General features: G+C 69.8%; 15 protein-coding genes and 1 tRNA gene. 3 read left to right on the top strand and 13 right to left on the bottom strand.

The window, feature by feature from the left end:
* Positions 1-87: 87 nt before the first annotated feature.
* From CAM01S_RS07630 to CAM01S_RS07640, 3 genes are read right to left on the bottom strand one after another with little or no spacing between them, the layout of a single operon-like run.
* Positions 88-1,095, bottom strand: coding sequence for an FKBP-type peptidyl-prolyl cis-trans isomerase (locus tag CAM01S_RS07630; RefSeq protein WP_066519027.1), 1,008 nt, complete (start codon positions 1,093-1,095; stop codon positions 88-90).
* 11 nt (positions 1,096-1,106) lie between these two features.
* A complete protein-coding gene (locus CAM01S_RS07635) occupies positions 1,107-2,144 on the bottom strand; it encodes a tRNA (adenine-N1)-methyltransferase (RefSeq protein ID WP_066519030.1) in 1,038 nt (345 codons plus the stop codon).
* Positions 2,141-2,866: an HAD family hydrolase gene (locus CAM01S_RS07640; RefSeq protein ID WP_245631577.1), complete on the bottom strand. Its 726-nt coding sequence runs from the start codon at positions 2,864-2,866 to the stop codon at positions 2,141-2,143. The genes CAM01S_RS07635 and CAM01S_RS07640 overlap by 4 nt, the downstream gene beginning before the upstream one ends.
* A gap of 74 nt (positions 2,867-2,940) precedes the next feature.
* On the opposite strand from CAM01S_RS07640, the gene CAM01S_RS07645 reads away from it, so the two are divergent.
* Positions 2,941-3,852: a proteasome assembly chaperone family protein gene (locus tag CAM01S_RS07645; RefSeq protein ID WP_066519034.1), complete on the top strand. Its 912-nt coding sequence runs from the start codon at positions 2,941-2,943 to the stop codon at positions 3,850-3,852.
* 89 nt (positions 3,853-3,941) lie between these two features.
* Here the strand turns inward: CAM01S_RS07645 and mshC are convergent, their stop codons facing one another.
* Together mshC and CAM01S_RS07660 are read right to left on the bottom strand one after the other, a co-directional pair.
* A complete protein-coding gene (gene mshC / locus CAM01S_RS07650) occupies positions 3,942-5,198 on the bottom strand; it encodes a cysteine--1-D-myo-inosityl 2-amino-2-deoxy-alpha-D-glucopyranoside ligase (protein WP_066519040.1) in 1,257 nt (418 codons plus the stop codon).
* 175 nt (positions 5,199-5,373) lie between these two features.
* Positions 5,374-6,681 (bottom strand): M20/M25/M40 family metallo-hydrolase, encoded by a 1,308-nt coding sequence (locus CAM01S_RS07660; RefSeq protein ID WP_066519043.1) that lies wholly within the window; start codon positions 6,679-6,681, stop codon positions 5,374-5,376.
* Positions 6,682-6,860: 179 nt separating this feature from the next.
* On the opposite strand from CAM01S_RS07660, the gene CAM01S_RS07665 reads away from it, so the two are divergent.
* Positions 6,861-6,946 (top strand) — tRNA-Leu (locus CAM01S_RS07665).
* A gap of 270 nt (positions 6,947-7,216) precedes the next feature.
* Here CAM01S_RS07665 and CAM01S_RS07670 read toward each other — a convergent pair.
* The 6 genes from CAM01S_RS07670 to CAM01S_RS07695 form a co-directional block, all read right to left on the bottom strand.
* Positions 7,217-8,545 carry an NAD(P)/FAD-dependent oxidoreductase gene (locus CAM01S_RS07670; protein WP_066519045.1) on the bottom strand — a complete coding sequence of 443 codons (1,329 nt, stop codon included), beginning with the start codon at positions 8,543-8,545 and terminating at the stop codon, positions 7,217-7,219.
* 32 nt (positions 8,546-8,577) lie between these two features.
* The gene (locus CAM01S_RS07675) at positions 8,578-8,826 is read right to left on the bottom strand and encodes a hypothetical protein (RefSeq protein ID WP_066519048.1); all 249 of its coding nucleotides are present in this window, start codon (positions 8,824-8,826) and stop codon (positions 8,578-8,580) included.
* Complete coding sequence (locus tag CAM01S_RS07680; RefSeq protein WP_245631578.1) at positions 8,823-10,649, bottom strand: DEAD/DEAH box helicase; 1,827 nt, start codon at positions 10,647-10,649, stop codon at positions 8,823-8,825. The genes CAM01S_RS07675 and CAM01S_RS07680 overlap by 4 nt, the downstream gene beginning before the upstream one ends.
* A gap of 62 nt (positions 10,650-10,711) precedes the next feature.
* Positions 10,712-11,965, bottom strand: a complete 1,254-nt coding sequence (gene dinB, locus CAM01S_RS07685; protein ID WP_066519051.1) for a DNA polymerase IV — start codon at positions 11,963-11,965, stop codon at positions 10,712-10,714.
* 129 nt (positions 11,966-12,094) lie between these two features.
* Positions 12,095-14,542 (bottom strand): FUSC family protein, encoded by a 2,448-nt coding sequence (locus tag CAM01S_RS07690; RefSeq protein ID WP_066519053.1) that lies wholly within the window; start codon positions 14,540-14,542, stop codon positions 12,095-12,097.
* Positions 14,539-15,690 carry an acyl-CoA dehydrogenase family protein gene (locus CAM01S_RS07695; protein ID WP_066519055.1) on the bottom strand — a complete coding sequence of 384 codons (1,152 nt, stop codon included), beginning with the start codon at positions 15,688-15,690 and terminating at the stop codon, positions 14,539-14,541. The genes CAM01S_RS07690 and CAM01S_RS07695 overlap by 4 nt, the downstream gene beginning before the upstream one ends.
* Before the next feature lie 24 nt (positions 15,691-15,714).
* Between CAM01S_RS07695 and CAM01S_RS07700 the strand changes: the two genes are divergently transcribed.
* The gene (locus CAM01S_RS07700; protein WP_066519057.1) at positions 15,715-16,509 is read left to right on the top strand and encodes an SGNH/GDSL hydrolase family protein; all 795 of its coding nucleotides are present in this window, start codon (positions 15,715-15,717) and stop codon (positions 16,507-16,509) included.
* A gap of 4 nt (positions 16,510-16,513) precedes the next feature.
* On the opposite strand, the gene CAM01S_RS07705 is transcribed toward CAM01S_RS07700, so the two are convergent.
* Both CAM01S_RS07705 and CAM01S_RS07710 read right to left on the bottom strand, forming a co-directional pair.
* Positions 16,514-17,767 (bottom strand): D-alanyl-D-alanine carboxypeptidase family protein, encoded by a 1,254-nt coding sequence (locus tag CAM01S_RS07705; protein WP_157071476.1) that lies wholly within the window; start codon positions 17,765-17,767, stop codon positions 16,514-16,516.
* Positions 17,764-18,603, bottom strand: coding sequence for a TrmH family RNA methyltransferase (locus CAM01S_RS07710; RefSeq protein WP_066519919.1), 840 nt, complete (start codon positions 18,601-18,603; stop codon positions 17,764-17,766). The genes CAM01S_RS07705 and CAM01S_RS07710 overlap by 4 nt, the downstream gene beginning before the upstream one ends.
* Positions 18,604-18,639: the final 36 nt, after the last annotated feature.

Below are 18,639 nucleotides of genomic sequence, written 5' to 3' on the forward strand. Positions count from 1 at the left end.
CGGGCCGGGCATCCGTCGGTGTGCGCGGGCCGCGCACGAGTCGGCAGCCGCTGCAGGTGTGGAGGCGTGGCCCGGTGATGTGGGTACTCAGTGCGGCATCACGCCGAGGATGTCGAACACGTATGCGTAGGTCGTGCCTCCCGAAGGGATGATCGCGAGCACCTGGTCTCCGACCTGATGGCCGACGATCGCGGCACGGATCTGGGTGGGCACCTGTCCGCTGCCGTTCAGCGGAACGCTGAGCGCACCGGACCCGTCGGTCCAGGTGGAGCCGCTGACCGTGGAGTCGGCCTCCCAGGTCACGGCGGTGTACTTGATGACCGCGGTGTCCTTCGTGGTGATTGCCGGTCCGCGTCCCTTGCGCAGTAGGTGGTACGAGTTCGTGGTCGGTGCCGGCGATGAGGGAACCGAGATACCCGGGGCGCCGTCGGGTGCGAGCACGACAGTCGGCATGCCGTCATCGGCGACCTGTGGGGTGCCGGTCGCACGCGATGGGAAGCCGTCCGTGATGTCGGCGATGACGACGACGGCGCTCTGGTTGCCGGAGCCCGTCGCGCCGGTTCCGGACACCGCCGCCGCGGTGGTCACGATCGCGAGACGGTCACCGACACGGGAGCAGTTGAGTGCTCGGCCGATGGCGCCGGCATTTTTGGAGTCCACCGCGATGGGTGTCGTCTGGCCCTTGTAGCCGCTGGTTCCTTCCACCTTGCCCGTTGCGCCGCTCACGATCGTGTATTCGATGACGGCGGGCGATCCGTCGGTGAGGACACGGCCGGATCCGGCATGCAGCACGCTCACCTCGGTGTGGCTGGTGCGCAGCGGCGACGGCACGCTCACCGTGGGCTTCTTGCCGATCGGTCCGGAGGCGCTCACTGCGTCCGATGCCGACCCGGACGCGGGCGCGTGGCAGGAACTCGCAGACGGTCCGGCCTCGTTCGAGGAGCAGGCGGCGAGCGACGCGGCGACGGCGGCAGCGATCAGGAGCGCGGAAGCGATACGGCGCACGGGGCTCTCTTCGTCTCGGAGTGCGTACGGGGGCGGCCGCTGCGGGCGCGCCGCGGTCGGCAGGTGCTCGAACGCCTCGGGGCGCGGCACCGCGGGGTAGCTTATCGGTCTCCGTTCGGTGGCTCGTGCGGAGCCGCTTCGCTCGGAGCCGCGCCTGCCTGCAGCTTCGCCGCCTGCGCGGTCGCTTGCCGTGCCACTCGTCGGAGCTTCTTGTCCGTTGCCGACCGCTCGCCGAGCGCACCGGGCGTCCAGGCGTCCATGTCGGCATCGGAGAACTCGGCCTTGTTCCGCCGGCGCTTCAGGTCGGGAAGCACGGCGCCATCCGCGAGTCGCCGTGCGGTGGCGAGGAAGCCCGTGTGCCCGACCATCCGGTGGTCGGGACGGACGGCGAGTCCCTCGACGTGCCAAGTGCGGACGAGGGTCTCGCTTGCAGCGGGATCGGTGAAGCGGCCAGTGGCACGAAGCGCCTCGACGGTACGGGACAGCTGCGTGACTGTCGCCACGTAGCAGACGATCATTCCGCCGGGCTCGAGTGCGTCGGCGGCGACGTCCACGCACTCCCATGGCGCGAGCATGTCGAGCACGACGCGGTCCACCGATCCCGGAGCGGCTTGCGTCGGAAGCGACTCGACGAGATCGCCAACGGTGAGGGTCCAGTTCGACGGGGCCGCGCCCAGGAACGTGCTGACGTTCCCGCGGGCGACGGCAGCGAACTCGTCGCGCCGTTCGAATGAATGCAGCGTCCCCTCTGCGCCGATGGCGCGAAGCAACCACAGCGAGAGTGCGCCGGAGCCGACTCCGGCCTCGACGACGCGTGCGCCAGGGAACACGTCGGCCATCGCGACGATCTGCGCGGCATCCTTCGGGTAGACGATCGCGGCACCGCGGGGCATCGACATCACGAAGTCAGCGAGCCTGGGGCGAAGAGCGAGATATTCGTCGCCCGTCGAGGATGCGACGACCGAGCCGTCTTGGACACCGATCACGTCATCATGGCGGAGCATGCCACGGTGCGTGTGGTGGACTGCTCCGGGCTCGAGCGAGAGCGTGGTCAGGCGGCCCTTCGGCCCCGTGAGCTGCACGCGATCGCCGGCTCGGAACGGGCCGCGGAGCGGAGCCCCGGTGGGGTGGGTGGTCATGCGGTCCTGCTCTTTACTGCGGTCGGATCTGCTGCGCGGAGGGCGAACGACGGTGCGGTGAGTTCGAGGAGCCGATCGACGGTCACGCCGTTCAGGGTCTCGAGATGCACATCTCCCGCGGCCCCCGACAACGGCACGATGTGCTCGACGCCGACTGTGACGGCACCGGCGGCAACCGCCGAGGCAAGACCGGTCGGAGAATCTTCGATCGCGATGCAATCGTGGATCGGAACCTCCAGCGCCGTTGCTGCGGCGAGATACGCCTCCGGATGCGGTTTGGCATGCTCGACGTCATCCCCCGCGACCACGGCCCGGAATCCTCGCGCGCCGAACGCCTCCGCGGTGACGAGCGCCATCGTCCGGCGCGACATCGTCACGAGTGCCGTGGGGATCCCGCGATCGTGCAGTTCGTTGACGAGCTCGCGAGCGCCGGGTCGCCAGGGCAGTTCGCCCGCTTCGAGCCGGTCGACGACGTAGACGGTCATCCACTGGATGATCTCTTCGACGGAGAGATCGACGCCGCGCGCTCGAAGGATCTCGCCCGACCGCTCGAGTCCGCTGCCGACGAGTTGGAGACCATCCTCGTGAGTCCAGTGGGCACCGTGTTCTGCGGTGAGCGCGATCTGCGACTCCTGCCAGATGGGCTCGGTGTCGATGAGCGTGCCGTCCATGTCGAACAGGACAGCAGCCGGAATCCGACCGGTGCGCGGTTGCGGGGTCACGGGCTCCGATCCTACCGGGGAGCCCGAGGTCCTATTGTGGATGCCTGTCCGAGTTCCTTGAGGAGGTCGCCTCGGTGCCACAGCATTCTCCGTTCAACGACGGGCGCCTGCTCGTCGTCGCGTTCGAGGGCTGGAACGATGCGGGCGAAGCGGCCAGCGGGCTCGCCCGTCGCATCGTCGACGCACTGGGCCTGTCGGAACTCCGCGAGCTCGATGGTGAGCGGTACGTGGACTACCAGTTCAACCGACCGTCCGTCGGGACGACGGATGACGGGGAACGCGGCATCATCTGGCCCCGCATCGTCTGGTACGGCCCGGAGTCGTCCGGGGCGCTCGTGACAGGAGCCGGCGGCTCGACGGTCGCCCGTGACGTGCACGTGCTCGTCGGTCCCGAACCGTCACGGACCTGGCGCGGCTTCTCGGCGGAGATCCTCGACCTGATCGACGTGCACGGAATCGACGCCGTCGTGTTCGTCGGGGCGATGCTCGCCGACGTCCCGCACACGCGCCCGATCTCGGTCTACGTGTCCAGCGACAACGCCGGCGTGCGCGCAGCGTACGAGGTCGAGCGCTCGAACTACGAGGGCCCGACCGGCATCCTCGGCGTGCTCAGCGACGTCGTCGATCGGTCCGGCATTCCGACGATCTCGCTGTGGGCCTCCGTTCCGCACTATGTCCACAACGCGCCGTCCCCGAAAGCGACACTCTCACTGCTCGACAAGATCGAGAGCCTCACGGACGTGACCGTGCCCCGGGGCTCCCTCGTCGACGACGCGGCCGAGTGGGAAGAGGGCATCGACGCGCTTGCCGCCGATGACGAGGACATGGCCAGCTACATCGGTCAGCTCGAGCAGGCACGCGACACGGTGGACTCGCCAGAAGCATCCGGTGACGCCATCGCGCAGGAGTTCGAGCAGTATCTGCGTCGCCGTGACGGCAAGGACGGCGGCGCAGCAGGCGAAGGGCCGTGGCGGCCGCAGCAGTAGCGGACGGAGCGAGCGCCGTCGGAGGCTGTTCAGCAGGCAGAATGCTGCACGAGACAGGATGCTGGACGGCACCGGGGGAAGCAGCGGTCTTAGTCGATCCGGATGCCGAGGAGCGCGTCGATCACGGCCACCAGCGACGGTGTTGCTGCGACGCCCGCGGCGATCGCGGCATCGACCGCGGCGATTGCGCCCGGTGTGTCCAGATCGTCCGCAATGCGTCCGCGAATGCGTGCAATGGCTTCGGTGCCTTCGCTGGTGGCCTCCGCGGAGGACACCTGCGGCGCGGAGCGGGCCCATTCGTCCCACCGGGCGAGGCGTCGCTCGGCGCTGATCCGCTCGGCGTCGAACCATTCCCAATCGTCTGAATACTTGTGGGCGAGCAGTGCGAGGCGGATCACGCGCGCGTCGACGCCGTCATTCAGCAGGCCTCGGACGGTCACGAGGTTTCCCAGGGACTTGGAGATCTTCTCCCCCTGATAAGCGACCATCCCGGTGTGGACGTACGCGCGGGCGAGCGGGGCGTGCGCGAGCGCTGCAGTGTGACCAGCGCTCATCTCGTGGTGCGGGAAGATCAGATCGCTGCCGCCGCCCTGGACCGAGATCGGCGCGCCGAGCCGGTCCCCTGCGATCACCGAGCACTCGATGTGCCAGCCGGGTCGCCCCTCACCGACGGTGCTCTCCCAGCTCGGCTCGCCGGTGCGTGCGGCCCGCCAGAGCAGTGGGTCGAGCGGGTCGCGTTTCCCGGGTCGGTCGGGGTCGCCGCCGCGCTCTGCACTGAGTCGCAGCATGGTCTCGGCGTCGAGCCGGCTCTCACGTCCGAGCGACCAGGCCGAGTTCGGCTGGCGGACGTCGAAGTAGATGTCGTCGTCGCGCGCGTCGGAGGTGGGCACCCGGTACGCCGCGCCGCTCTCGAGCAGGTACGCGACGGCCTCCCCGATGCGTTGCACTTCATCGGTCACGGCAACGTAGTGGTCCGGCGGCAGGATGCGCAGCGCTTCCATGTCGGAACGGAAGAGATCGATCTGCTCGTCGGCGAGATCGCGCCACGGCACCCCGTCTCGTGCGGCCCGCTCGAGGAGGGGGTCGTCGACGTCGGTGACGTTCTGTGCGTACTCGACGTCGAGTCCGGCGTCGCGCCACGCCCGCTGGAGCGAGTCGAAGGCGAGGTAGGTCGTGGCGTGCCCCAGATGCGTCGCGTCGTAGGGGGTGATACCGCAGACGTAGAGCGTCGCTGTTTCCTCGCCCTCGGCCGGGTCGACGGTGCGTCCGGTGGCCGTGTCACGCACGCGGGGGCGCCGGCCACCTTCCGGAGCAGTCGGGAGCTCCGGAGCGGACCACGCTCTCACGCGGCGGCCTGAACGACGAGTCCGTTGCGAACCGCGCCCGCAACAGTGCTGGTCGGATCGTTCAGACGGGAGGCTCCGGGTCGCATTGCTCTATCGTCCCACCTGGTGACGATGTCGGTCCGCGGCGCGCTGTCCATGACCTGCGGCGGCAGGATCCCGCGCTCGGGTTCGTCGCTCAATACTCGGCGAGGAGATCCGCGAGCACGCTCCGGCCGAACGCGAGCGCGGACAGCGGGATGCGTTCGTCGACGCCGTGGAACAGTGCCGGGAAGTCGATCGTCTCGGGCAGAAGCATTGGGACGAACCCGTACCCGGCGATTCCGAGCCGCGAAAGGGCCTTGTTGTCCGTCCCTCCCGACAGCAGGTACGGGAGCACGGGTGCGCCGGGGTCGTGGCGCTGGAGCGCGCTGGTCATCGCGGTCACCAGCGCCCCGTCGGTCGGCTGCTCCAATCCGATGTCCTGCAAGACGACTTCGACCGTGACGTCGGGACCGGCGAGCTCGCGGACCTCGGCCAGCACGTATGCCTCGTCGCCCGGCAGGCACCTGATGTCGATCAATGCCTCCGCGCTGTCGGGGATCACGTTCTGCTTGTAGCCCGCCCGCAGGACGGTCGGGTTACTCGTCGTGTGGAGCGCCGCTGTGATGAACCGGCTTGCGGACCCCGTCGCCAGTGCGATCGCGTCCGGACCCGCCTGCTCGGGGTCGACGCCGAGCACCTGCGCGATCGCATCGATCATCGCGGTGGTCGTGGGCGACATGCGGACAGGCCAGTCGCGAGAACCGATCCGGGCGACGGCGGCGGCGACCTTCGTGACCGCGTTGTCGAACACGCGATGGGATCCGTGCGCGGCCACACCTGTGGCGTGGAGGCGGAGCCAGAGCAGCGCCTTCTCCCCGGTCTGCAGCAGATACGCCCGCGTTCCGCCGAGCGTGACGGAGTAGCCGCCGACCTCGCTGATCGCTTCCGTGGCGCCATCGAAGAGGTCTGGCCGGGTTGTCACGACGTGCTGGGCACCGAGGACACCCCCGGCCTCTTCGTCGGCGAAGAACGCGATGACAAGGTCGCGCTCCGGTGCACCCTGTCGCTCGATCACGTCTTGGAGGGCGGTGAGCATCATCGCGTCCATGTTCTTCATGTCGACAGCGCCGCGACCCCAGAGGGCATCGTCCTTGATGACCCCGCCGAACGGGTCGACCGACCAGTTCGCCGGGTCGGCCGGGACGACGTCGAGGTGTCCGTGCACGACGAGCGCGGGCTTGTCCCGGTTCCGCCCGGCAACGCGCGCGACGACACTTGTCCGACCCGGCTCCGATTCGATCGTCTCGGGCCGAAGGCCAAGATCGCGGAGCGCACGTGCCACGTAGTCGGCCGCCTCGGCCTCACCAGCGGAACGCCCCTCTCCAAAGTTCGTCGTGTCGAACCGAATGAGGTCACGGGCGATAACGGCGGTCTGCTCAAGGGCAGCGAGGGCTTCGGACATACCGCAACGCTAGTCGGCGCCAGCCGCCCGCCGGGCACGCGCGGTCCAGCTGTGGACCGACCCGACGGTCGGTCTCTGTGGAGGGGGCCACCGTGCGCTGAGGGTGCGCCGAACCGTGCTAGTGTTCTTCACCGGCAGGAACGCCGCCGGAAACGGCTGGTCACGTGCCACACCTGATTGTCCGGGTGGCGGAATAGGTAGACGCGCTAGCTTGAGGTGCTAGTGCCCGTATTAGGGCGTGGGGGTTCAAGTCCCCCCTCGGACACGGATAACGGCGGGTTGATCACAACGATCAACCCGCCGTTTGCGTTGTATGACCCGGACCGGCCGCCCGCACCGCCATCAGACCGGTCCGGACCGCCCGCCGGCACCGCATCAGACCGGTCCGGACCGGCCGCACCGCCATCAGACCGCCCGGTCTGCACCGCCCCGGACCGGCTCCCACCAGCCCGGAGCGGCGCGGCCCAAGAGCCGCGCGGACCCGGTTGCCGCCGCCCCGTGGGACGGCGGCAACCGAGTTACTGTCTGCGGACGATCAGCTCTTCGCCGCGTCGACGAATGCGCGCCGCGGGTCGGATTCCTTGATCATGGACGTGGTTCCGCGTCCGGCGAGCGCGCCGGTCACCCACCCGACCGCAATTCGGATCTTTCGGTTCAGGGTCGGCATCGCATACACGTGGTACAGGCGATGGGTCATCCACGCCGGGAGGTTCGTCATCTTGACGCCCTTGATGTTGGCGGCGCCCTTCCCGATCCCGTAGGAGGCGACCGTCCCGATCGACTCATGGCGGTATTCCACGATCGGGGCGCCGGTGATCGTCGCCACGACGTTCTCGGCAGCGACGACGGCCTGCCGGACAGCGTTCTGCGCATTCGGCGGGTAGTACGCGGGCTGCTTCTCCGCCGTCAGGTCCGGCACCTGCGCGACATCGCCGAGGCCCCACACGCCCGGGACGACTTCGTGCGTCTCTTCGTTCTCGACCTGCAGCTTCGCGTTGCAGGCGAGGTGGCCCTTCGGTCCCCGCGGAAGATCAGTGGCGTCGAGGAGCGGGTTCGGCTTCACACCAGCGGTCCAAACGATGAGTCCGGCGGCGAACTCGTCACCATCGGAGAGCTTGACGACGCCGCCCTCGCAGCTCGGCATCGTGGTCTTCAGCCGCACGTCGATGCCGCGAGCACGGAGCGACTCGAGCGTCCACTTGGACAGCTCCGGCCCGACCTCCGGCGCCACGCGGTCGAGCGCGTCGATGAGAATCCATCGGGGCTGCTCCCCGGCGAGCGACGGATACGAGGCGATCGCTGCATGCGAGACGTCGAACAGCTCGCCGATCGCCTCCACGCCGGTGTAGCCGCCGCCGATGAATATGCTCGTCAGCAGGCGGCGGCGCTCGTCCTCGTCGCGCGTCGCAGCAGCCTTCGCGATGTTGTCGAGGAGCTTCGACCGAACGTATGCAGCTTCTTCGACGCTCTTGAACCCGACGGCCTGCTCGGCGAGTCCGGGGGTCGGGAAGACCCGGGTCACGGAGCCGAGCGCGACGACGAGCTGGTCATAGCTCAGCGTTCGATCATCGCCCCCGGCCGTCGAGACCGAGACCGTCTTATCGGCCGCAGAGACTCCTGTCACGCGACCTTGGATGACGCGCGTCTTGCGCATCGCCTTCCGGAGTTCAACCGTGACATCGATCGGGGCGATGTGACCACCCGCGACCTCCGGGAGGAAGGGCAGGTAGGTGAAGTACGTGTTCTGGTCGACGAGAGTGATCCGCATCGGCACCGTCGCTGCGCGCTTCTGCAGGTGCTGGACCGTGGTGTAGCCGGCGGAACCGCCGCCGAGGACGAGGACGTGAGGGATCGAGTCAGCCATGCATCAGGTCTACCCGGAACCTGGGGCGCGAGTCACGCCTCCGCGCCGGGCTCGACGGTATCGGGATGCTTCCGCCCCGCACGACGGTGCTCCTGGAGGCGCCACCACGCCGTCTCGGCGAGTTCCGGACCGGTATAGACGCCGTGCGCGGTTCGGTGCGACTCGATCAGCGAGAACCGTCGGAGCCGGTAGCCGCCCCCGAACCGGTCGATGATTGCCTCCGGCCGGTCATCGACAGAGCGTTTGACGAACCAGGTGCGGTCGTCGACCGGGTCGATCATCGTCGGCCGCCGATCCGGGACCGGAGGACGTCGATCCGACGCTGGATCTGCTCCGTGCTCGCCTGCGCGACTGCGGGACCACCGCTGATCCGTCTGAGCTCGGCGTGGATCGCGCTGTGCGGCTCGTTGGAGTGCCTCGACCAGATGGAGACCAGCCGATGGAGCTCGCTGCGCTGTTCCTTCAGGGTGAGATAGAGCGGACGACTCTCGTCGGTGGTGGCGGATCGTGGCTGTCCGTCTTTTGCGGAGCGGCGCGCCTGTTTCGCCTGCCGCGCTCGGAGCAGGTCGCGGACCTGGTCCGGTTCGAGGAGACCCGGTATGCCGATGAAGTCGAGCTCCTCGAGCGACCCGATCTCGCCGCCGGAGCCGAACTCGCCACCGTCGTAGAGCACCCGGTCGAACGACGCTTGCGAGTCGAGCGCCTGAAAGGGGCTGAGCTCGAGCAGGCTCTCGGAGGCGCGCTCCTCGCGGTTGGCGGCGTCGACGAGGGCATCCTCGGGTGAGAACATCCCGTCGTCGGCGTTCTTCGGCCGGTCGAGTGCGTGGTCGCGCTCGAGTTCGAGACTGGCGGCGAGGGTCATGAGTCCGGGGACGCTGGGGAGGAACACCGATGCCGTTTCGCCGCGTCGTCGAGCGCGGACGAAGCGTCCGATGGCCTGTGCGAAGAACAGGGGCGTGCTCGCGCTGGTCGCGTAGACGCCGACGCAGAGCCGGGGGACGTCCACCCCTTCGGAGACCATCCGGACGGCGACCATCCACCTGGAGGTGTCGGCGGCGTACGCGGCGATCCGACCGGAGGATGCCGGCTCGTCGGACAGGACCACGGTCGGCCGCTCCCCCGTGATCCGTTGCAGCATTCGCGCGTAGGCGCGCGCTGCGGTGGTGTCGGTGGCAATGACGAGGCCACCGGCGTCGGGAACGCCTCGGCGGACCTCCGTGAGCCGTTTGTCGGCGGCGGAGAGCACCGCCGGCATCCACTCACCGTCTGGGGAGAGCGCGGTGCGAAGCGCTTGCGCGGTGATGTCCTTCGTCACCGGCTCGCCGAGCGTCGCGCTCATCTCGTCGCCCATGCGGGTCTTCCAGCGCATCTGTCCCGCGTAGGCCATGAACAGGACCGGTCGGACGACGCCGTCCTGGAGCGCTCGGCCGTACCCGTACGAGTAGTCGGCGACGGAGGTGCGGATACCCTCCTCGTCCGGCGCGTACTGCACGAACGGAATGGCATTCGTGTCGCTTCGGAACGGCGTACCGGACAGGGAGAGCCGGCGGGTCGCAGCGCCGAACGCTTCGCGGATCCCGTCACCCCAGGTGAGGGCGTCACCGCCGTGGTGCACCTCGTCGAGGATCACCAGGGTGTGCGCGGCAGCGGTGATGCGGCGGTGCACGTCGGGATTCATGCCGACCTGCGCGTAGGTGATGGCGATGCCCTGGTAGTGCGCCCCGAACATGCCATCGGCGTTTCGGAACGTCGGATCGAGTCGGATGCCCACCCGGTCGGCCGCGTCGGCCCACTGACGTTTCAGGTGCTCGGTCGGTGCGACGACGACCACGCGTTCGACGGTGCCGCGGGCGAGCAGTTCCGTGGCGAGTCGGAGCGCGAACGTCGTCTTCCCGGCGCCGGGCGTCGCTGCCGCGAGGAAGTCACGTGGTTCGCGCTCGAAATAGCGCGTGAGCGCTTCGACCTGCCATGCGCGGAGCTTCGACGCCGTGCCCCATGCTGCCCGATCGGGGAACGCGGGCGAGAGGTGCTCGGCGGCCGCGTTGCCGGCCGCCGCGGGTGTGCCGTCGGTCGCGGGTTCGTCGATTCCGTCCGGTGCGCTCACTGCACGGGAGTCTACCGGCGCCCTCCCCGGCGGAACCGCAGACCGCACGCGGTGCGGATCCGTCACTGGCCGTCCTGTCGCGCATGCGGCGCATGCTCGGGGGCTGGAGTGGATCGAACCAATGAGGCGGGCCGCAGCGCGCCGGATCCGAACCGTGCAGTGACGGCATCGACGGTGGTCTCGGTGTCGCGCCACGGCTCGTCGTCGTCCCACAGCGCGTCACTCGCTGACGATGGCACGAGGTTCTCGCCACGCACACCGACGAGGCGAATGCGCTGACCCGGTTCCCGGAGCGCGTCGAAGAGTTCGAGCGATTCGCGGTAGAGCCTGCGCGCAACATCCGTCGGCTCCGAGAGCGTGCGTGACCGGGTGATCGTGGTGAAGTCCGCGAAGCGGATCTTCAGCGCAATCGTCCGCGCCTGCACAGACGCCGCTCGCATACGGGCGGCGACCTTGCCCGAAAGGCGAAGGAGCTCCCGTGCGACGTCGTCGCGTGTGAGGAGATCGGTGCCGAAGGTCGACTCGTTGCCGATGGATTTCTCCGGAGCGCGCGCTTCGACCTCGCGCGGATCGCGCCCCCACGCGAGAGCAAGGAGACGAGTGGCGCCCGCCTGCCCGATCGCGGGACGAAGGGCCGATTCCGGCGTCCGGGCGAGATCTCCGATCGTCCGGATCCCGCGTCGCTCGAGCACCTCGGCAGTGCGGGCCCCGACGCCCCAGAGCGCCGACACCGGCTGTGGGTGAAGGAACGCGATGGTGTCGGCGGCCGGAACGACGAGGAGTCCATCTGGCTTCGCTCGGCTCGACGCAAGTTTCGCGACGAACTTCGTCGACGCGGCGCCCACCGAGCACCGGAGGCCTGTCGCTCCCAGCACGGCGGCGCGGATCGCGTGCCCGATACGGTACGGGGTTCCGGAGAGACGGAGCGCGCCGGCGACATCGAGGAAGGCCTCATCGATGCCGAGCCGCTCCACCCTGGGCGTGAACTCCTCGAACACGGCCATGACCCGGCGCGACTGCTCCGTGTACTTCTCGAAGTGCGGCTCGACGATCACCGCCTGCGGGCAGCGGCGACGGGCGACGGACATCGGCATCGCCGAGTTGACGCCGAAGCGACGTGCCTCGTACGTGGCGGCGGTGACCACCGAACGGTCGGAGTCGTGCCCGACGATCACCGGCCGGCCCACGAGATCAGGCCGGTCGAGCAGTTCGACGGAGGCGAAGAACGCGTCCATGTCCACGTGCAGGATCGTCGCGCTGACGTCGTCCGTCGGTGCCGCGGTGACGAGCCGCGTGCTGCCATCCTGCTTACTCACTCGGCGATGATCCCAGCATCCACCGACAGCGCGTTGCGCACCGACACCGCGCAGCCCCACCGACACCGCACAGCGCGCCGACACCGCGCAGCGCGCCGACAGCGCACGCCCCGACGCCGCCGCATCCCCTCATCTCCGGCCCGACCCCCCGTCGTTGCGCGCGCCGCGCTGGACCCGCACCGGCTGGGTGGCGAGCCGCTCCCCCGGACGCGCCCCGAGCCTCCCGGCCAGGAGGCGCGCCGACCGTCGAGCGCGCGCAGTCGGCGCGTCCGCCGCAGACGACGCTCCGGCGACCGCCATGCCGTACGCGTCCGCAAGCACGGCAAGGGCGTCGTCGATCCGCGCGAGGAGGTGCAGCCGCGCCGTGAACGGCTCGTGTCCGCCGTCCGGTCCGAGCGCGCGTTCCGCATCGTCGAGGAGGCCGCTCGCGCGCACCCATCGCTGCCCGTCGTCGGTACCGGGATCCGGGTGCCGGCCGCCGATGACCCCGGACAACGCATCGATGGAGGATGCCAAGACGCCGACCGCTTCCGCGAGCCGGTCTCGCGCGGCGGGCGGGACATCGGCGAGGCCGCCGCGGGCGCGACCGGCGAGCTCTCGTGCGATGGCGGCCACCGATTCCAACGTCGTCCGGGTGATCCCGTCGCGCTTCGCTCGACCACCGGTCGGCACTCGGACGACCGGCTTCAGCACCGCGTCGAGCTGATACGTCGCCGCATCGATCGCGAGCGAACGGGTCAGGAGGTCCGGGTCGGGTCGATCGGCCGCGTCACCCACCTGCGGGGCTCGTTCCGCGCCGCCGACCGCCAGCACGAACGCACGGAGCGCGCCGAGCTGGCGGCGCACCGCGCTCCGGATGAGCGTGTTCGTGGTGACCGGGAGCACGAGCGTCGTCACCAGCACCGCCGCGGCGGCGCCGAGGAGGTTTTCAGCGATCCGAAGCGGGATCAGCGCGTCGGAGAACGTGCCCGAGAACGCGTAGACCTGGCAGAGGACGACCACGAGCGCGCCGGCCCAGAGCGCGTAGACGCCGCCGAATCCGTAGGTGCCGATCGCGAGCGCAACCACCACGATGGCGAGCGACAGCGCCGGATGGGCGGTCCCCAGGAGGGCCACCAGTCCGATCCCCGCGATGCCGCCGAGGAGGTTTCCGACCACCCGCTGCACCGCCTTCCGCACGCGCTCGTGCGTCGTATTGGTGCCGATGATGATCACCATCACGCCGACGACACCCCAGTAATAGCGACTGCCACCGACCGCCAGCGCGATCGGTTCGGTGATCGCCACCGCGAGCGCCGCCTGGATTCCCGCGCGGAAGGGCGCGGAGACGCGGGGCACGCGGCGCCACGGACCGGCCAGTCCCCCGCCGGCGAGGACGTCCTCGAGGACCGGCGGTGCTCCCTTGGGGCGACCGTTGAAGAGCTCGACGGCAGAACTGAACGGCACGGTCCCGCCGGAACGAGGGACGGTCTCCCGGAACGCCCGCCACGCCGCACCGACGGTGGCGAGGTCGCCGAGCTGCAGCGCGATCCGATGCACGGTGTGGCGCAGGAGCGCACCGCCGTCCTGGCCCGATGGAGTCACGTCGAAGCGCGTGATCAGGAGTCGTGCCGCATCGTCGCCGCGGACGTTCCCGCCCGCGAGGACGACCGCGTACGCCCGCCGCACGGCGCTCCGCACGTCCGCCGCGGCGCCGGTACGGACCAATGCGTCCGCGCTGCGGCCCAGGCCGTCCACCGCCTGATGCGTATCGAACAGGAGGCGGTGCAACGCGCCCGCCGTGTCGCCCGGATCCGTGCTCATCGGGTCGGCGAGCAATCCGTCCGCGGTGAGTGCGACCTCCTGCAGACGGTCGAGGCGACGGCGCAGGCGCCGTCGCGCGCGCCGGAGCGCCCGCGGGTCTTCGGCACCGAGCACGGTCACGGCCGCAGTGAGCACGGCGACCGACCATCCCACGAGCGCGCGCCGGGTCCGTCGAAGCGCACGGTACGGCGATGGCCGGAACAGCAGACTCCGCAGCAGGATGGTGACCGCGAGGGACCCGGCGGCGATCGCAGAGAGCACGGGCAACCCGGTCGTCGGGATCGGCAGCAGCAGGCCGCACAGGTATCCCATGAAGAGCACCATGCTGGCGTCCTGCCCCCACGGCACCCACCCCCGGAGCGCGAACTGCGCGAAGAGCAGGACGACGATCACGATGAGCTCCACCACCCGGACGTCGTGCAGCGCCATGCTCACGGACAGGGCGACGACGAATGGGACGACGGCGACGGCCGTGCGGAGCGCGATGCGTCTCGCGGTGTCGTCCGCGATGAGTTGACACGTGACGAAGGCGGGTTCGGCGCCCACAAGGAGTCCGACGATCGGCGGCAGTCCGAGCGCTGAGGCGATCGCCCACCCCACGAGCATGCCCGCGGACATACAGACCGCGACCCGCAGCGCGAGCAGCGTGCGCGTGAGTCCGATGTCGGCCATGAGGACGCGGTCCCACAGGTGCGCGATCCGCGACCGATCCCGCGCCCGCGGTTCCGCGGCGACGAGATAGCCGTCGGGAGATCCCGAATCGCGACCGATCATGCCGGAAGCGGACCGAGGAGGCTCGTCGCGATCGTTCGCGCCGCCGAATCCCGCGACGACGGGTGGAACTGTCCCGCGCGCACATCGCGAGCGAGGCGGCTCAGCTCGTTGGTCGCGCTGAAGGATCCGCCCCCGACCACGCGGAGTGCTTCGTCAACGACGCGTGCCGCCGCGTCGACGGTCCGGGCCTTCGTTCCGACGAGAAGCGGGAACCACCGCCCTCCGTGATCGACGAGCTCGTCGACATCGCGCGCAAGCGCGTCGACCTGGAGCGCAACCGCGTCAGCGGTGCTCCGCATGTCCGCAAGCCCCCGCCGAATGTCCGGGTCGAGCGCCCGCGGCGAGCCGTCGAACGCCGTCCGGTGCCCGACCTGCTCGACCGCCAGGTCGACCGCGCGGTCCGCGATACCCACATAGACCGCGGCGATGAGCAGCTCAAAGGCGGCGAAGATGCCGAAGATCAGCGGATCCGCGGTCGGGCCGACAGGCAGGCTCCGCACCATCCGGTCTGCGGGCACGTGCAGGCCGTCGAGTCGCGTGGTGCGGCTCTGCGTCGCCCGCATGCCGAGCGTGTTCCAGTCGTCGGCCATCGAATGCCCGGCATCCGATCGGACCGCGAACCCGTGCACGAGCTGCGGGTCGGCCCCCGTCGTGTCCTTCCCGAAGACGCTGAGGACGTCCCACGCGACGGACGCGGACGTGAACACCTTCGTGCCCGTGAACCGGTATCCGCCCGACCCGTCCGGTTCGGCCACCGTCGCGGAGTCGAACAGCACGCGGTCGTTCCCTGGCTCGCTCACACCGAACGCGAGCAGTCGGTCGTCCGCCGCCCAGTCGAGGACGCACTGGAGGAACGACTCGCCCCTCGCTGTCACGGCGCGCGCCGCCTGCACCCACACCTGGTGCATACCGAGCGCGAGCCCCGTCGCCGGAGCGGCCATCGCGAGGGTCCGCTGTACACGCGCCATCGCTCGGAGGCCCAGCCCCGCGCCTCCCGAACTGACCGGAACGCCGAGTCGGAGATAGCCGGCAGCGCGCAGCTCGTCGAGATCCTCCTCGCAGAAGCGGTTGTCGGCGTCGTAGCCGGGGGCGCGGGCCGCGATCCGGCCGAGGAGCTCGTCGCTGAGGACGGGTTTTGCGGGGTCCATGACAGAAGACTAATTTTCGGAGGCGTGGAAGGTCGTCATCCGTGGTCCAGATACGTCGCAATCGGTGACTCGTTCACCGAGGGGATCGGTGATCCGGACCCGACGGTGCCCGGTGGGTTTCGCGGCTGGGCCGACCGGGTCGCCGAGGTTCTCGCGAATCAGACGCACGACTTCGCCTACGCGAACCTCGCCGTCCGGGGGCGGCTGCTCCAGCAGATCATCGACGAGCAGGCCGAGCGTGCGCTTGCACTTCACCCCGACCTGATCACCGTCTCGGCGGGCGGGAATGACATCATCCGCCCCGGCACCGACCCGGACGAGGTCGCGGAGCGCTTCGACGGCCTCATCGGCACGCTCCGGCGAGATGGTGCCACCGTCGTGCTCTTCACCGGGCCGGACGTGGGCATGACCCCCGTCCTTGCGCTCGTTCGCGGCAAGGCTGCGATCTACAACGAGCATCTCCATGCGATCGCCCTGAAGCACGGCGCACTGGTCGCGGACATGTGGGCGCTCCGCGTGCTTCGGGATCCGCGGATGTGGGCACCCGACCGGCTCCACCACTCTCCGACCGGTCACGCCACGATCGCGGCAGCGGTCCTCGACGCCCTCGGCGTCGAGCACGGCCTCGAACCGTGGAACCCCGAGCCGCTGGAGGCGCGGCCATGGCGGGAGGCGCGTGCCGAGGACCTCGGATGGGCGCGCGAGTACTTCGTGCCCTGGGTCGTCCGGCGCATCCGGCACACGTCCTCCGGAGATGGCATCGCGCCGAAGCGACCGCAGCTCGACACGGTAATCGAGCATCGGTCGAACACGCCCTGACGGATCAGGCCGCGGCGAACGGGTTGCTCCAGCGCCACCAGAGCGCGGGCGGCGAGACGCGCTGACCGAGGATGAGTGGGACCTGCGTGTCCGCTTGCCCGGAGACAGCGAACCGAACGGTGCCGACCGTCGTTCCGGGAGCGCCCGATCGGATGGAGGCCAGGCGGGTCGCTGCGTGCACGTCCGTCCGCCCCCAGACGAGGACACGTTCCGTCCGTGCGGCGACGGCGGGAACCGTGCCCTGCCACGCGGTTCGGTAGGAGCCGAACGGCTGCCCCTTCTTCGCGAGGGTGATCGTCCTGAAGTTGTCGGTCACGCTGTGGAGCAGACGTTGCACGTCCGCGTCGAGCGCGGTGTGGTCGGTGCCGCCGAGCATCGCGCCGACCACGGTGACCGGTCGGCCGTCGTGCACGGTCGTCGACGCGAACAGGAGGCACGCTCCCGCCTGCCCGAGCGTGCCCGTCTTGATGCCGTCCACCCCATCGATCCCGAGGAGTTTGTTCGAGTTCGTCACGGTCCCGACGGTGGGGATGTCGGCCGTCTTGGTGCTGACGATCGTCTTCACGACTGGGTTCGTCAACGCGAGCTCGCCCAGCTGGACGAGGTCGGTGGCCGTCGATTGATTGGCCGGATTGAGGCCGGTCGGCTCATGGATCGTCGTATGGGTCAGCCCGTGTGCCTGGAGGAACGCACTCGCTGCCTGGGCATACGCCGTCATCGAACCGAACGTCCAGAGTGCCAGCGCGCCGGCGTAATTATTGGCTGATTTCATCAGCATCACGTCGAACGCCTGCCGCTCGGTGAGCTGGAGACCGACCGGCATCGGAGCAACCTCGCCGTCCTGCGCAAGGTAGGTCGCATACAGCGCCGACATCGCGGGGGTGAACGTGATCGTCGGACCGGGATCATTCACGGTGAGCGGGTGCCGATCGAGGACGACCAGCGCAGTGACGATCTTCGAGATGCTCGCGATGGACCGCGGGGCGGTGTCGCCGGCAGTTCGGAGGCTGTCGGGGAACCCCTCCGCAGCAACCGCGGTCGCACCGTAGTCCGGGAACTGGAGCGCGGTGGCTGCCGGATCGGGAGCGGCGTACGTGGTCGTAACGCCGCGGACGGGTGCGATCGGTGCGATCGCCGCCGCCACGAGGTACGCGACGACGATCAGCATCACGCCCGCGGCGCCACCGACGATCGTGCGGCGGAGCGCATACCGCGGACGTCGGTCGTGCTCGCCGCGGTCGCGCCGCCTCGCGCTCACGCGCTCGCTCCCGCACGCCGCCGGGCGTCCTGCTGTGCGGACACTGCGGCCCACATGGCCACCGCACTCGCCGCCGCGACGTTGAGGGAATCGACGCCGTGCCGCATCGGGATCCGGACGACCGTGTCGGCGGTGGCCACAGCCTCCCGGCTGAGCCCCGCGCCCTCGGTGCCCATGATGAGCGCGAGCCGATCAGGAACGTCCGCGACGAAGGCGTCGAGCGGCACCGATGCGTCCGACAGGGCCATCGCTGCGAGACGGAACCCGGCAGCGCGCAACTCGGCTGCAGCCAGTGGCCAGGGCCCAATCCGCGTCCACGGCACCTGCAGCACCGTCCCCATGCTCACGCGCACGCTCCGTCGATAGAGCGGGTCCGCGCAGCGGGGCGAGACGAGGACAGCGTCGGCGCCCAGCCCGGCCACACTCCGGAACACCGCTCCGACGTTGGTGTGGTCGACGATGTCCTCGAGCACCACGACGAGCCGTGCGTCGCGAACCACCGTCCCGACGTCGGGCAATGCCGGCCGGTGCATCGCAGCCAGGGCGCCGCGGTGCATGCGGAAGCCCGTGAGCGCCTCCAGGAGCAGGTCGTCGCCGACGAACACCGGGCCGTCGAAGGCAGCGACGAGCGGCAGCACACGATCGAGCCATTTCTCCTGCACGAGCACCGAGCGGGGGCGATGCCCGGCCTCGAGTGCTCGTTCGATCACGGTGTTCGACTCAGCGATGTAGAGCCCGCGGTCGGGTTCGGTCGCGCTCCGCAGCGCGACATCGGTGAGCCGTGCGTAGTCGTCGAGTCGTGGATCGGCAAGCGAGTCGATGCGCACGGTCTCCACGAAGGCCCTCCAGTTCTGCAGCGACGGCAGTTGAGG

Origin of the sequence: Curtobacterium ammoniigenes NBRC 101786 (genome assembly GCF_001571045.1) — a bacterium.
Classification (GTDB): domain Bacteria; phylum Actinomycetota; class Actinomycetes; order Actinomycetales; family Microbacteriaceae; genus Curtobacterium; species Curtobacterium ammoniigenes.

Coding starts and splice junctions, on each gene's coding strand:
- CAM01S_RS07635 (WP_066519030.1), bottom strand. CDS start 2,144: ATGACCACCCACCCCACCGGGGCTCCGCTCCGCGGCCCGTTCCGAGCC.
- CAM01S_RS07660 (WP_066519043.1), bottom strand. CDS start 6,681: ATGTCCGAAGCCCTCGCTGCCCTTGAGCAGACCGCCGTTATCGCCCGT.
- CAM01S_RS07670 (WP_066519045.1), bottom strand. CDS start 8,545: ATGGCTGACTCGATCCCTCACGTCCTCGTCCTCGGCGGCGGTTCCGCC.
- CAM01S_RS07675 (WP_066519048.1), bottom strand. CDS start 8,826: ATGATCGACCCGGTCGACGACCGCACCTGGTTCGTCAAACGCTCTGTC.
- CAM01S_RS07690 (WP_066519053.1), bottom strand. CDS start 14,542: ATGATCGGTCGCGATTCGGGATCTCCCGACGGCTATCTCGTCGCCGCG.
- CAM01S_RS07695 (WP_066519055.1), bottom strand. CDS start 15,690: ATGGACCCCGCAAAACCCGTCCTCAGCGACGAGCTCCTCGGCCGGATC.